This is a genomic window from Frigoribacterium sp. CFBP 13712 (genome assembly GCF_014842255.1).
In the GTDB taxonomy this organism is placed as follows: domain Bacteria; phylum Actinomycetota; class Actinomycetes; order Actinomycetales; family Microbacteriaceae; genus Frigoribacterium.
Map to the genome: position 1 here is coordinate 127,426 of NZ_JACYVH010000006.1, position 13,690 is coordinate 141,115.

Annotated in this window: 11 protein-coding genes; 7 read left to right on the forward strand and 4 right to left on the reverse strand. The window is 72.3% G+C overall.

The annotated features are described in order from the left end of the window. The first annotated feature begins 40 nt into the window (after positions 1-40). On the forward strand, positions 41-748 hold the full coding sequence (locus IFT51_RS11645) for a FadR/GntR family transcriptional regulator (protein WP_244637235.1): 708 nt from the start codon (positions 41-43) through the stop codon (positions 746-748). A gap of 251 nt (positions 749-999) precedes the next feature. Further along, positions 1,000-1,962, forward strand: a complete 963-nt coding sequence (gene bla / locus IFT51_RS11650) for a class A beta-lactamase (protein WP_192061242.1) — start codon at positions 1,000-1,002, stop codon at positions 1,960-1,962. 54 nt (positions 1,963-2,016) lie between these two features. On the opposite strand, the gene IFT51_RS11655 is transcribed toward bla, so the two are convergent. Further along, entirely contained in the window at positions 2,017-3,174 is a 1,158-nt protein-coding gene (locus tag IFT51_RS11655; RefSeq protein WP_192061243.1) for a nuclease-related domain-containing protein, read from the reverse strand. 192 nt (positions 3,175-3,366) lie between these two features. Between IFT51_RS11655 and IFT51_RS11660 the strand changes: the two genes are divergently transcribed. From IFT51_RS11660 to IFT51_RS11680, 5 genes are all read left to right on the forward strand, one after another. Next, the gene (locus IFT51_RS11660; RefSeq protein ID WP_192061244.1) at positions 3,367-4,404 is read left to right on the forward strand and encodes a LacI family DNA-binding transcriptional regulator; all 1,038 of its coding nucleotides are present in this window, start codon (positions 3,367-3,369) and stop codon (positions 4,402-4,404) included. Positions 4,405-4,677: 273 nt separating this feature from the next. Beyond that, entirely contained in the window at positions 4,678-6,804 is a 2,127-nt protein-coding gene (locus IFT51_RS11665; protein ID WP_192061245.1) for a beta-galactosidase, read from the forward strand. Between the two features lie 45 nt (positions 6,805-6,849). Beyond that, the gene (locus IFT51_RS11670) at positions 6,850-8,208 is read left to right on the forward strand and encodes an ABC transporter substrate-binding protein (protein WP_192061246.1); all 1,359 of its coding nucleotides are present in this window, start codon (positions 6,850-6,852) and stop codon (positions 8,206-8,208) included. Positions 8,209-8,294: 86 nt separating this feature from the next. Further along, the gene (locus IFT51_RS11675) at positions 8,295-9,287 is read left to right on the forward strand and encodes a carbohydrate ABC transporter permease (RefSeq protein WP_192061247.1); all 993 of its coding nucleotides are present in this window, start codon (positions 8,295-8,297) and stop codon (positions 9,285-9,287) included. Then, positions 9,284-10,249 (forward strand): carbohydrate ABC transporter permease, encoded by a 966-nt coding sequence (locus IFT51_RS11680; RefSeq protein WP_371740773.1) that lies wholly within the window; start codon positions 9,284-9,286, stop codon positions 10,247-10,249. Before IFT51_RS11675 ends, IFT51_RS11680 begins: the two co-directional genes overlap by 4 nt. 205 nt (positions 10,250-10,454) lie before the next feature. Here the strand turns inward: IFT51_RS11680 and IFT51_RS11685 are convergent, their stop codons facing one another. From IFT51_RS11685 to IFT51_RS11695, 3 genes are read right to left on the reverse strand one after another with little or no spacing between them, the layout of a single operon-like run. Then, positions 10,455-11,624 carry a Gfo/Idh/MocA family protein gene (locus IFT51_RS11685; RefSeq protein ID WP_371740774.1) on the reverse strand — a complete coding sequence of 390 codons (1,170 nt, stop codon included), beginning with the start codon at positions 11,622-11,624 and terminating at the stop codon, positions 10,455-10,457. After that, positions 11,621-12,880: a Gfo/Idh/MocA family protein gene (locus IFT51_RS11690; protein ID WP_192061248.1), complete on the reverse strand. Its 1,260-nt coding sequence runs from the start codon at positions 12,878-12,880 to the stop codon at positions 11,621-11,623. Before IFT51_RS11690 ends, IFT51_RS11685 begins: the two co-directional genes overlap by 4 nt. Then, positions 12,877-13,665, reverse strand: coding sequence for a ThuA domain-containing protein (locus IFT51_RS11695; protein ID WP_192061249.1), 789 nt, complete (start codon positions 13,663-13,665; stop codon positions 12,877-12,879). The genes IFT51_RS11690 and IFT51_RS11695 overlap by 4 nt, the downstream gene beginning before the upstream one ends. Positions 13,666-13,690: the final 25 nt, after the last annotated feature.

Consider the following 13,690-nt stretch of genomic DNA (forward strand, 5'->3'; position numbering starts at 1 on the left):
AACCCCATCGACTCAGGAGGCGCACGCCAGGATGGTCACGATGACGTCACCACCCGCCCGCGAGGGCGCACACGCGCAGCTGCTGCACGCCCTCGGCGGCACGATCGCGGCCGGCCGCCTGGAGCCCGGCGCGGTGCTGACGCTCGCCCGCCTCGAACACGACTACGGCGTCTCGCGGACCACCGCGCGCGAGGCCGTCCGCGTGCTCGAATCGCTGAGCATGGTGCAGTCGCGCCGCCGCGTCGGCATCACCGTGCTGCCGCGCGCCGACTGGCGGGTGCTCGACGTGCAGCTCATCCGCTGGACCCTCGCCGGCCCCCTGCACCGGCAGCAGCTCGTCGAGCTGATGGAGCTGCGCGCGGCGCTCGAACCGGCCGCCGCGGCGCTCGCGGCGGTGCGCGCCTCGGACGCCCAGCGCGTCGCCCTGGTGGAGCACGCCACCGAGCTGCACCGCCTCGGCAGCGCCGCCCGCGGCGACTCGGCGGAGTACCTCGCGGCCGACATCCGGTTCCACACGCTGCTGCTCGTCGCCAGCGGCAACGTGCTCTACGGCGAGCTCGCCGCCCCCGTGCGCGAGATCCTGCAGGGGCGGCACGAGCTCGGGCTGACCCCGGCCGTCCCGGCAGCCGGCACGCTCGACGCCCACCTCGCCGCGGCACGGGCGATCGCCGCAGGCGAAGGAGGCGCGGCGCGGGAGCACTCGCGCACCCACCTGTCGCTCGTCAGCGACGAGGTCGAGGGCGCCTGACGGGTGTCGCGGCTGCGGCGGTGCGGCGCGGCGGCGGTGGGCGGGTACGACGCCGGGATGTGGACACGACGCCGGGTTTAAGCGTGGCGTCGTGTCCATCTTCTGGCGTGGTGGTGGGGCGTGGGGCGGCTGGCCGCCACCGACTCGACACGACGCCACGGGATTCGGTGGCGGGGTGTCGAACGCGTGGCGGGGTGCGGGGTGGATGCGGGGTGGGCGGGGAGGGAGCGGCGTGTAGCACCATGGCGGGTATGAGACGCCGAACAGCGACCCCGACCGCCGCCGTGCTCGCCTCCGCCGCGATCGTCGTCGCCGGGGTGACTGGCTGCACCACCGGGGCGACGCAGGGCGATGCGGGGGAGGCGACCCGCGCCTCCTCGGCTCCGGCATCCGCGACGCCCGCACCCACGGCCACCACGGCGCCGACCGCCGACGCCTCGGCCGCGCTCGGCGCCCTCGAGACCGAGTTCGACGCCCGCGTCGGCGTCAGCGCCCTCGACACCGGATCGGGCACCACCCTCGACTACCGGGCGGACGAGCGGTTCGGCTACGCGTCGACCATCAAGGTGTTCGCGGCCGCGGCGTTCCTCCAGCAGGTGCCCGCCGATCAGCGCGACGAGGTCGTCACCTGGACGGCCGCCGACGTCTCGGCCGCCGGCTACTCACCCGTGACCAGCCAGTATGTCGACCAGGGCATGAGTCTGTCGTCGCTGGCCGAGGCCGCCGTGCGCCAGAGCGACAACACCGCGCTCAACCTCGTGCTCGACCGGATCGGCGGCCCCGCAGGGCTCGACGAGGCCCTCGAGCAGCTCGGCGACAGCACCACCGAGGTCGTGAACCGCGAACCCGACCTCAACACGATCGAACCCGGCAGCACCGACGACACGACCACCCCGGGCGCCTTCACGGCCGACCTCGCCGCCCTCGCCAGCGAAGAGAATCTGGCGCCCGTCGACCGCGCGCTCCTGCTCGACTGGGCGAGCGGCAACGCCACCGGCGACACCCTCGTCCGGGCCGGCGCGCCCGAGGGCTGGACGGTCGTCGACAAATCAGGAGGCGCGGGAGGCATCCGCAACGACGTCGCCGTCGTCACGCCCCCGGGCCGCGACCCCATCGTGCTCACCGTCCTGACGACGAAGAACGACCCCGAGGTCGCCTACGACGACGCGCTCGTCGCCCGGGTCGCCGCCGCGGTGCTGGCCGAATTCGGCTAGCTAGGCCAGCTGGTCCAGCTCGGCTAGGCGGACCAGCCGGGCTAGACGCCGGGCCTACGCCTGGGTCCGGTCGGAGGCCTCAGCGGAGGCCGTGTCCGTGTCGGCGGCCGGTGCCGTGTCCGAAGCCGTGCCCGAGACCGGGTCCGAGGTCATGGCCGGGGCCTGCTCGGGGGTCGGTGCCGGGGCCGACGCGGCCGACGCGGCCGACGCGGCCGACGCGACCCGCGCCTCCTCGGCGAACGCGCCGAAGCGGAGCACGTCGGCCCCGTACGAGGCGAGCAGCGCCGCGACGTCCTCGACGCGCGCCTGAGACAGCTTCTTGGTCGGACGCGAGATCAGCTCGCGCACGACGGCCTCGAGCTGGGTCGGGGTCGACACGATCTGCGTGGCCGCGCCTCCTTCGCTGCGGTCCTGATCGACGGCGAAGACGGTCGCCTTCGGGTGCGAGTACAGCACGCAGGTGTCGAACCACAGCCTCGCGTCGATCGACTCGTGCACCCGGTCGGACAGCCTGTTCGCCTGGCGCCGCACCTGCGACGCCGGCGACTTCGTGCCGAGGTGCGACCGCACGGTCAGCACGGTGGGCGAGTCGTCGACCACCTGCAGGGCGAACGGCGGCGACATCGTGCTCTCGTCGAAGAGCCCCCCGAACGCCGGGAACACGCTGCTCGGACGCCGACCGTCGAACACGATGCCGCGCCAGCCCTTGTTCTCGACCACCATCGCCCCGGTCTCGCCGACCAGCACGTGGTCGACCTGCGCGACGAACCTGCCGGAGGCGCTGCTCGCGGCGGGCACGAACACCACGTTGGTCAGCAGCACGACGTCCGCGCCGGCCGCACGGCAGGCCGCGGCGATCAGCTCGCGCGACGTCGCCTCGTACTTCAGGCCCGTCGACAGCATGGCCCGGGTCTGCTCGGCCTCGTCGAGGGCGGCCTGCTTCTCGTCGGCCAGCCGCTTGTTCTCGGTGCCGAGCTCGGTGGCGAGGGCCTCCTTCTCGCGGGCGTGCTCGGCGGTCGTGCGCGCCATGCGGGTGTCGTGGTGGGCGTCGCGGGCGTCCTGCTCGGCACGGGCCTGGCGGGCCTGCTCGTCGGCGGCCCTGCGGGCCTGCGTGAGGCGGCGTCGCAGCACCAGCAGCACCACGACGACGGCGATGACGACGACGAGCAGTGCGGCGGCGATGATCCACGGGAGGGTCTGATCGGAGAGCATGAGGCCAGCACATCACGAGGAGGCGCGGCGCGGGTCGTCCCTCGCCGGGCCGGACCGAGGTCGGCCTGCTCGCGCGTCGTCGCGCCTGCTGATCGCGTAGGCCGCGAGACCCCGGGAAGTGGCTGAGACCCCTTCGCGCGCACGGGGGTCTCAGCGACATCCTGGGGTCTCGGCGCAGGCTAACCTCGGGGCATGCCCGACGCCACGATCTACGACGTGGCGGCCCGTGCGGGGGTGTCGCATCAGACGGTCAGCCGGTTCCTCCGCGGCTTCGAGGGGATCCGGCCCGAGACCCGCGCCAAGGTCGAGTCGGCCCTCGCCGAGCTCGAGTACCGGCCGAACAGCGCCGCGCGGTTCCTCCGGCTGAAGCGCACCAACCGCATCGCCCTGCTCGCCGACAACATGCACCTGTCGGGCCCGGCCCGCACGATCGCCAGCGCCACCGAGGCCGCGCGCGACCTCGGCTACGTCACCGACATCGTCACGATGGACGGCAGCGACGAGGGCAGCGTCCGCGAAGCCCTCGATCTCGTGCTCAGTCAGCAGATCGCCGGGCTCGTGCTCATGGCCCAGACCGCGATCGCCCGCACCGCCATCGCCCAGCGCGACATCTCGATGCCCGTGGGCCGCGACTTCGGTCTCGTCGTCGACGGCACCGGCGAGTCGCTCGGCATCCGGGCCGGTCGCGTCGCCGCCGAGCATCTGATCGAGCTCGGCCACCGCCGGGCCGCCTACGTCGCCGGGCCCGAGCAGTGGCTCGTCGCCCGGGAGCGTCAGGAGGGCTTCACCGCCGCCTTCACGGCCGGGGGAGGCGAGGTCGTCGCGAGCACCGCGGGGGACTGGTCGGCCGAGTCGGGCTTCGCCGCGGCCCGCCTCCTGCTCGCCGAGGGCGCCCTCGAGAGCGGAGGAGGCGCGGGTCGTGCCCCCGACGGAGGCGCCACCGCCGTCGCGGTCGCGAACGACACCATGGCGATGGGTCTGCTCGCGGCGCTCGCCGAGGCCGGCGTCTCCGTGCCCGGCGACGTCAGCGTCGTCGGCAACGACGACGCCCCGGAGGCGCGCTACATGGTCCCGCCGCTCACGACGGTCGACCTGGACTTCGCGCAGGAGGGCGTGCTCGTCGTCACCTCCCTGATCGACCGTATCGAGGGGCGCGAGACCGACCCCGTGATCCACGTGCCGACGCCGGCGTTGGTGACCCGCGCCTCCACGGCTCCGCCCCGCGTCTGAGCCACCGGCACCGGCCGCAGACGCCTCGGCACCGGCCGTAGACGGCCCCGCGCCGGCCGAAGACGCCCCGCCGCTGGCCGCAGACGGCCCCTGCACCCACCGCCGCATCACGGTCGGGTCACGCCACTCGATTGCCACTTGCGCGACGTCGGCGGCTCGACTAGCTTCCTCATCAACGCCGATGTTATCGACAACATCGGCCGACCATCATGCACCACCAGCACGCCAGCATCCGCGGATCGACGCCGATCCGCACGAGCAGACAGGTCGACGATGACGTCAGCACCACGCCACTCCGGGGTCCTCTTCGGGGCCGCCTACTACGCCGAGTACCAGCAGGCGGGCACCCTCGATCGCGATCTCGACCTGATGGTCGAGGCCGGCTTCACCGTGATCCGCGTGGGCGAGTCGGTCTGGTCGACGTGGGAGCCCCGCGAGGGCGAGTTCGACCTCGACTGGCTGCAGCCCGTGCTCGACGGCGCCCACGCCCGCGGCATCTCGGTCGTGCTCGGCACGCCCACCTACGCCGTGCCGCCGTGGCTGCAGGTGCTGCACCCCGAGATCGCGGCCGAGCGCACCTCCGGGGTCCGGGCCGGCTGGGGCGCCCGCCAGGAGATGGACCAGAGCCACCCCGCCTACCGCTTCTACGCCGAGCGCGTCGTCCGCCGCGTCGCCGCCCGGTACGCCGACCACCCCGCCGTGATCGGCTGGCAGGTCGACAACGAGCCCGGCAACGAGCTGCCCCGCAACGAGCAGGTCTTCCAGCGGTTCGTCGCCTGGCTGCAGCGCCGCTACGGCACGGTCGAGAGCCTCAACGACGAGTGGGGCCTCGTCTACTGGTCGCACCGCATCACCGAGTGGTCGCAGCTCTGGCGCCCCGACGGCAACGTGCAGCCGCAGTACGACCTCGAGTGGCGCCGGTTCCAGGGCGAGCTCGCCGACGAGCTGATCGCCTGGCAGGCCGACGTCGTGCGCGAGTACGCCCGCGACGACCAGTTCGTCACCACTTGCATCTCGTACGCCCGCCCGCAGGTCGCCGACGACCGGCTCGTGAAGAGCCTCGACGTGACCGCCGGCAACCCCTATTACAAGATGCAAGACGGTCTGACCCGCGGCGTCGAGATCCCCCGCGAGGCCGGCTGGTGGCACACCGGCGTCTGGGCCCTGCACCAGTGGGGCGACCGGGCGTTCTCGTCGGCGCAGTCGTCGTTCCTGGTGACCGAGACCAACGCGCAGTCGATCGGCGGCCCGTGGCAGAACCACCCGCCGTTCGACGGGCAGATCAAGCAGGCCGCGCTCGCCCTGGTCGCCCGAGGCGCCCGAATGGTCGAGTACTGGCACTGGCACACGCTGCACTTCGGCGTCGAGACCTACTGGGGCGGCGTGCTGCCGCACAGCCAGCGACCCGGTCGCATCCACCGCGAGGTCGCGGCCCTCGGTGCGACGCTCGAGGCGGTAGGAGGCGCGGTGGACGGATTCACGCCGGCCGCCGACGTGCTCATGCTCTGGTCCACCGACACGAAGTGGTCGTTCGAGGGCTACCCGCCCCTGGCCCTGCCGAACGGCGACCCCGACCCCGACTCGTACCTGCACCTGTTCGACTCGCACTACCGGGGCCTCGCCGAGTCCGGCGCCCAGGTGCGCATCCAGCACGTCGAGCAGTTCGTCGCCGCCATGACCGTCGATCCCGCGGCGCTGGCGGCCGAGCACCCCGTGCTCGTCGTGCCCGGTCTCTACGTCGTCGACGACGAGACGCTCGACGCGCTCTCCGCCTACGCCGAGGCCGGGGGTCACCTCGTGCTCGGCGTCCGCACCGCGTACGGCGACCAGCTCGCGAGGGCGCGGCGCGACGTCGCCCCCGCCCGGCTCTCGGGCCCCGCGGGCGTCTGGTACGAGGAGTACACGAACCTCGACGAGCCCCTCGAGGTCCTCACCGCCGGCCCCGCCGACGGTCTCGCCCTCGAGCCCGGCTCGGCCGGCACCCGCTGGGCCGACGTGCTGAAGGTCGACGACGCCGAGGTGCTGGTGCGGTTCCCGGCCACCGAGATCGGGGCCGACGCGGTGATGACGACCCGCGCCTCCGGGGCCGGTCGCGTCACCTACGTCGCCACCGTGCCGAACCCCGAGCTGTCGCGGAGCATCGCCCGCTGGCTCGTGCCGCAGACGGCGGCCCGCGACTGGGCGGCGACGGACGCCGTCACCGTCACCACCGGGTCGCGCCCCGACGGGCCCGACCTGGCCTTCGTGTCGAACTGGTCGGCCCACGAGGCCGCCGTGACCGCACCCCGCGCCGTCCGCGATCTCGAGACCGGCGACGTGCTCGAGGCCGGTCGCACCCTGACCCTCACCCCCCGATCGGCCCACGTGTTCGAGCACGTGGCCACGACCTCCACCCCCTGACCCGGCGTCTCGCCCGAGACGCCGCACACCCCGAAAGAGAAGACCATGAAGCGGAAGAACACAGCAAAGGCGCTCGTGTCCCTGGCTCTCGTGTCGGCGTTCGCGCTGACCGCGTGCGCCCCCGGCGGCGGAGGAGGCGGTGGCGGCGGCGAGACCACCGCCCCGGTCTCGCAGGCCGACATCGACGCGGCGATGGACACCGAGACGACCATCACCTTCTGGACCTGGGTGCCCGACATCCAGAAGGAGGTCGACCTCTTCGAGGCGAAGTACCCGAAGATCACCGTCGACGTCGTCAACGTCGGCACGGGCACCGTGCAGTACCCCAAGCTGCGCACGGCTCTGAAGGCCGGCAAGGGCGCCCCCGACGTGGCGCAGATCGAGTACCAGTACATCCCGTCGTTCCGTCAGACGGACAGCCTCGTCGACCTGACCCCGTACGGAGGCGCGGAGCTGGAGTCGAAGTACGTCGAGTGGGTCTGGAACCAGGTCGCCGACGACAGCGGCGTCTGGTCGGTGCCGCAGGACTCCGGGCCGCTCGGCAACCTCTACCGCTCGGACATCTACGAGCAGGCCGGCATCACCGCCCCGCCCGCCACCTGGGACGAGTTCGCCGAGCAGGCGCAGACCGTGAAGGACGAGACCGGCTCGTACATGTCGAACCTGCCGGGCAACGACCCCGGTCAGGTCGTCGGGCTCTTCTGGCAGGCCGGCGCCAAGCCGTTCTCGTACGACGGCGACAAGACCGTCGGCATCGACCTCGACTCGGCCGAGACGCAGAAGGTCGTCACGTTCTGGCAGGACCTCATCGACAAGGACCTCGTCTCGACCGACGCCGACTTCACGGACTCCTGGTACCAGGGCTTCTCGTCCGGCAAGTACGCCAGCTGGCAGACCGCCGCCTGGGGCCCGGTGTTCCTGCAGGGCACCGCCGCGAACACGAGCGGCAAGTGGACCGCCGCGAAGATCCCGCAGTGGGAGGCCGGCGACGACGTCTCGGGCAACTGGGGCGGATCGTCCGACGCCGTGATCACGGGCACGAAGAACCCGATCGTGGCCGCCGAGTTCAGCAAGTTCCTCAACAGCGACCCCGAGTCGACCCTCGCCTTCGCGAACGAGCAGTTCCTGTTCCCGACGACGACCGACACCCTCTCGAGCAGCGAGTTCACCGGCACGGCCAGCGACTTCTACGGCGGCCAGAAGGTCAACGAGCTCTTCGCCGGCGTCTCGGACACGGTCAGCACCGACTTCCAGTGGCTGCCGTTCATGGACTACGTCTACTCGAGCTTCAACGACACCCTCGGCAAGGCCATCGCCGACCACGACGACATGTCCGCCGCCCTCACGGCGTGGCAGGACGACGTCACCGCCTACGCGAAGCAGCAGGGCTTCACCGTCCAGTAGTGCTCACGGCACCGTCCGTCGACGTCGACCCGCCTCCGGGCGGGCGGCGGCGGCGGACGGTGCCCCCGGCCCGGCAAGGAGCCCCGATGTCCACCTCCGTCACCCCCACCCCCGCCTCCGCGAGTGCTCGTCGAGACGCGACCCGCGCCTCCTCGGCCCGCGCCTCCTCGGCCCGCACGCCGACCCCGCGTCGTCGCAGCACGCTGCACCGACCCCAGCTGATCGCCGCCTGGGCGCTCGCGATCCCGTTCCTGCTCGTCTTCGCGGCGATGTTCCTCGTGCCGCTCGGCTACGCCGGGTACCTCAGCACCTTCACCTCTCAGCTGGTCGGAGGGCAGGTCTTCTCGGGGCTCGCCAACTACGAGCGGGCCCTGAACGACCCGAGCTTCTGGGCCGGTCTCGGGCGCGTCGCGCTGTTCCTGTTCGTGCAGGTGCCGATCATGCTCGTGATCGCCCTGTTCGTCGCCCTCGCGCTCGACACCGGTCGCGTCGCGGGCAGCAAGTTCGTCCGCCTCGCGATCTTCGTGCCGTACGCCGTGCCCGGCGTCGTCGCGACGCTCATGTGGGGCTACCTCTACGGCCGCGAGTCGGGGCTGATCGCCCAGGTGCTGACCGGTGTCGGCCTGCCCGCCCCCGACCTGCTGTCGCCGCAGAACGTGCTCGGCAGCACGATGAACATCGTCAGCTGGGAGTTCATCGGCTACAACATGATCGTGCTGTACGCGGCCCTCCGCAGCGTGCCGACCGAGATGTACGAGGCCGCCGAGATCGACGGCGCCGGGCCCTGGCGGGTGGCGTGGAGCATCAAGATCCCCGCGATCCGCTCGGCGATCCTGCTGACGGTGATCTTCTCGGTGATCGGGTCGTTCCAGCTCTTCAACGAGCCGAACCTGCTCTACAGCATCGCCCCGAACGCGATCGGCTCGGACTTCACGCCGAACCTCTACGCGTACAACGTCGCGTTCCGCAACCAGGACGTCAACTACGCGGCGGCCATCGCGTTCCTGCTCGGGTTCCTCATCATGATCATCAGCTACGTGGTGCAGCTCGCCACCTCACGCAAGGAGCGACTGTCGTGACGATCGCACCCGCACCCGTCGACACCGCCGGAGCCACGGCCGTCGATCGTCCGGCCCGCCGACTGCAGAGCGCAGGAGGCGCGGGTCGGCGACGCCCCCGACGTCGCGTCGAGCGCTCCCAGCGCAAGACGCCGATCCTGACCGTGATCCTCTGGATCACGCTGGCGTACTTCCTGCTGCCGCTGGTCTGGCTCGCGATCCAGGCGACGAAGACGAACGGCGACATCTTCAGCACGTTCGGTCTGGCACTCGGACGCAGCTTCGCGCTCGGCGACAACGTGGCGCAGCTGTTCACCTTCCAGGACGGCATCTTCCTGCAGTGGATGGGCAACACGGTGCTCTACGCCGTGGTCAGCTCGGTGGGGGCGGCGCTGCTCGCCACCATGTGCGGGTACTCGCTGGCGAAGTACGTCTTCAGGGGTCGGTCGTTCGTCTTCGGGCTGATCCTCGGGGCGGTCATGGTGCCGCTGACGGCGCTCGCCATCCCGACGTACCTGCTGTTCAGCGCCGCGAACCTGGTCGACACCCCGTGGGCGATCATCCTGCCGTCGCTCGTCAGCCCGTTCGGCGTCTACCTGATGCGCGTCTACGCGAGCGAGGCCGTCGACGACAGCCTGCTCGAGGCCGCGCGCATCGACGGGGCCGGCGAGCTGCGGATCTTCCTGACGATCTCGTCACGACTGCTCGCCCCGGGCATCGTCACGGTGCTGCTGTTCGCGCTGGTCTCGACCTGGAACAACTACTTCCTGCCGCTGATCATGCTGAACGACCCGAGCCTGTTCCCGGCGACGGTCGGTCTGGCGCAGTGGCAGCAGGCGGCGACCGGAGGCGGCGGGGCGCAGGTGCTGTTCTCGACGGTGCTGACCGGGTCGTTCGTGTCGATCCTGCCGCTCGTGGTGGCGTTCCTGTTCCTGCAGCGGTTCTGGCAGTCGGGCCTGAGCGCCGGCGGCGTGAAGGGGTAGCGGCGGACGGCGTGGCAGGCTCCTGCCCCGCCCCTCCTGCCGCGCCCCTCGCTCCGCGCCCCCCGCTCCGCGCCCCGCGCCTCCTGCCCTGCCCCCCACGCGAAGAACCGCGTTCGCGAAGATGAACCGCGATACATCGCAGTTCAACTTCGCGAACGCGGTTCATGGCGCATCCGCCCCGAGAACGCAGGAGGCGCGGGTCGCGCTAGACGGGCAGCCAGACGGAGTCCGCGGCGTCCGACGCCTCGACCGCGGCCAGCACGCGCTGCACCTGCAGGCCGTCGGCGAACGACGGGGCCGGCTGCGCGCCGGCGGCCAGCGCCACCACGAGATCGCGCAGCTGGTGCGTGAACGCGTGCTCCCACCCGAGCCCGTGCCCGGCCGGCCACCACGCGTCGACGTACGGGTGCTGCGGCTCGGTCACGAGCACGCGGCGGAACCCCGACTCGGGCCCGTCGACCTCGAGCACCTCGAGCTCGTTCGGACGCTCGAGGTCGAACGCCACGGCGCCCCGCGAGCCCGAGACCTCGAGCCGGAAGGCGTTCTTGCGACCCGTCGCGAACCGGGAGGCCTCGACCGAGGCGATCGCGCCTCCTTCGAGTCGGGCCGTGAACCAGGCGGCGTCGTCGACCGTCACCCGACCGCGCTCCGACCCCGCGACCCCGCCGAGGCCCGACGTCGTCACCGTCTCGTCGACCAGCGGCCGCTCCGTCACGAAGGTGTGCAGGGTGCCCGACACGTCGGTGAGACGCCGACCGGTCACGAACTGCGCCGCGTCGACCGCGTGGGCCCCGATGTCGCCGAGGGCGCCCGAGCCCGCGACCGCCTTGTCGAGTCGCCAGGTCATCGGGTCGGTCTCGTCGATCAGCCAGTCCTGCAGGTACTGCGCCCGCACCTGACGCACCTCGCCGATGCGCCCCGCCGCCACGATGTCGCGCGCCAGGGTCACGGCCGGCACCCGCCGGTACGAGAAGCCGACCATCGCGAACACCCCGCGCTCTGCGGCGGCCGCGGCCGCCGCCATGCGCTCGGCCTCGGCGACCGTGTTGGCCAGCGGCTTCTCGCAGAGCACGTGCTTGCCCGCTTCGAGCGCAGCCACCGCGATGTCGACGTGCGTCGAGCCGGGCGAGCAGATGTCGATCACGTCGATGTCGGGGTCGTCGACCGCGTCGCGCCAGTCGGACGCCGTCGACTCCCACCCCCACCGCTCGGCCGCCGCCCGGGTGGCCGCGACGTCGCGACCGACCAGGGTCGCCATCACGGGCGCCAGCGGCAGGTCGAAGAACGCGGGCGCGACACGGAGGGCCTGCGAATGCGCCGCACCCATGAACCCGTGACCCACGAGGGCGAAGCGGAGGACGCCCTGCCCGGTCACCGCGCCTCCTGCCGTTCCCGCTCCGGAGCCGAGGAGGCGCGGGTCGCGTCGACCCCGCCCGCCCCGCCCTGCAGGGCCGCGCGCACCGACGCCCACGACTCGAGACGCGCCTTCACCTCGGGGTCGCGCTCGACCGAGACCGCCTCGCGGTGCGCCTGCTCGAGCACGTCGTCGACCAGCACGCGCTCGCCCGTGCGCGTCGACCGGATCGCCGCCTCGACCATCACGAGGCTCATCACGTTGCCGTGCACCTCGCCGTCGGGGCGCTCGCCGGTGCGGAGGGCCCGGGCGAACGCCGCGAGCGAGCCCGCGATCTCGACGCCCACGGTCGGTCGCGCCTCGGGGGCCCCGGGGGCGCCGTCGATCTCGCTGACCGGCTCGTCGTCACCCGACCAGAGCGCCGTGCCGCCCGAGCCCGAGACGCGCCAGGCGCCGTTCCACGAGGTCTCGACGCCGGGGCTGCACCACGAGCCGTCGTAGCTGTAGCGGACACCGCCCTCGAAGCCGATCACGGCGCTCGCCGCCGCGTCTCCGCGGTACCACGACCACGAGGGGTTCCACGAGTCGCACCACACCGACACGGGGTCGCGACCGATCAGGTAGCGCGCCGAGTCGAACGCGTGGATCGCCATGTCGAGCAGCAGCACGTCGTCCATCTGCTCGCGGAACCCGCCGAAGTGCGGCGCCTTCGCGAACGACGTCGACACCATGCCCACGTCGCCGAGCAGCTCGGCGTGCGCCTTCAGCGCCACCAGCTGGTCGTTGTAACGGCGCGACTGCGACACCATGAACAGCTCGCCCGTCACCTCGGCTGCGGCCGTCAGCGACAGAGCCTCGGCGACGCTCTGCGCGGCCGGCTTCTCGCCGAGCACCGGCAGACCGAGGCGGAGCGCCTGCATCGTCACCGGGTGGTGCGCCACCGGCACGGTCACGTCGAGCACGGCGTCGGGCGAGACCCGGGCCACGAGGGCGGCGAGGTCGCGGTCGACCGGCAGATCGGGCAGACCGGCGTGCTGGGCCCCGGCGCGGGCGGCGTCGAGATCGAGGTCGACGATGCCGACCAGCTCGACGTCGGGGGAGTCGGCGACGGTGCGGAGCCAGGCCCGCCCCATCTCGCCGGCGCCGACCTGCACGACCCGCAGCGCGCCTCCTCGGCGGTCGACGCGGCGGAAGCCGCCGGGTGCGGCCCCGGGTGCGGAGCCGGGTGCGGGGGTGCCGGGTGCGGTGGTCTCGTCCACGGGGATCGGGGCGCTCATGCGTCGGCCGGCTCCTCGATCGGGCCCGAGTAGTCCTTGCCGTCGAAGTACTCGCCGAGGTCGTAGCGGAGCAGCGTCGGCGTGGCGCGTTCGCGCTCGGGGCGGGCCCACTCGGCGGCGTTCGAGATGACGCGGCGGACGTCGGGGTGGAAGTACACCGGGAAGTCCTGGTCGCCGGGCGAGAAGAAGAAGATCTTGCCGAAGCCGCGGCGGTAGGTCATGCCGCTGCGGAACACCTCGCCGCCGGTGAAGCCCGAGATGAAGATCAGCTCGTCGGGCGTCGGCACGTCGAAGTACTCGCCGTACATCTCCTGTTCGGGGATCACGATCGGGTTCGGCACGCCGCGGGTGATCGGGTGCTGCGGGTTGACCGTCCAGACGAGCTCCTGGTCGTGCTCGCTGCGCCAGCGGAGCGTGCAGGTCGTGCCCATCAGCTTCGTGAAGATCTTCGACCAGTGGCCGGAGTGCAGCACGATCAGCCCCATGCCGGCGAGCACGTGGCGGTGCACCCGCTCGACGATCTCGTCGTCGACGTCGCCGTGCGCCGCGTGACCCCACCAGGTGAGCACGTCGGTGTCGGCCAGCAGCTCGTCGGTGAGGCCGTGCTCGGGCTGGTCCATCGTCGCGATGCGGACGACGGCGTCGGGCAGGTTCTCGCCGACGCCGGCCGCGATCGCCCCGTGCATCCCGTCGGGGTAGCGGTCGGCGACGTGCTGCTCGACCTTCTCGTGGACGTTCTCGCCCCAGACGGTGACCCGCAGGGGTGCGGTGGTGTTCGTGGTCATGGTGTTGCCTCCCTCTCGGATGTGC

Bases quoted from the DNA above. Each gene is read 5' to 3' on its own strand.
- IFT51_RS11655 (WP_192061243.1), bottom strand. From the start codon at position 3,174: ATGCTCTCCGATCAGACCCTCCCGTGGATCATCGCCGCCGCACTGCTC.
- IFT51_RS11695 (WP_192061249.1), bottom strand. From the start codon at position 13,665: ATGACCACGAACACCACCGCACCCCTGCGGGTCACCGTCTGGGGCGAG.
- IFT51_RS11690 (WP_192061248.1), bottom strand. From the start codon at position 12,880: ATGAGCGCCCCGATCCCCGTGGACGAGACCACCGCACCCGGCACCCCC.
- IFT51_RS11670 (WP_192061246.1), top strand. From the start codon at position 6,850: ATGAAGCGGAAGAACACAGCAAAGGCGCTCGTGTCCCTGGCTCTCGTG.
- IFT51_RS11665 (WP_192061245.1), top strand. From the start codon at position 4,678: ATGACGTCAGCACCACGCCACTCCGGGGTCCTCTTCGGGGCCGCCTAC.
- bla (WP_192061242.1), top strand. From the start codon at position 1,000: ATGAGACGCCGAACAGCGACCCCGACCGCCGCCGTGCTCGCCTCCGCC.
- IFT51_RS11645 (WP_244637235.1), top strand. From the start codon at position 41: ATGACGTCACCACCCGCCCGCGAGGGCGCACACGCGCAGCTGCTGCAC.
- IFT51_RS11660 (WP_192061244.1), top strand. From the start codon at position 3,367: ATGCCCGACGCCACGATCTACGACGTGGCGGCCCGTGCGGGGGTGTCG.
- IFT51_RS11675 (WP_192061247.1), top strand. From the start codon at position 8,295: ATGTCCACCTCCGTCACCCCCACCCCCGCCTCCGCGAGTGCTCGTCGA.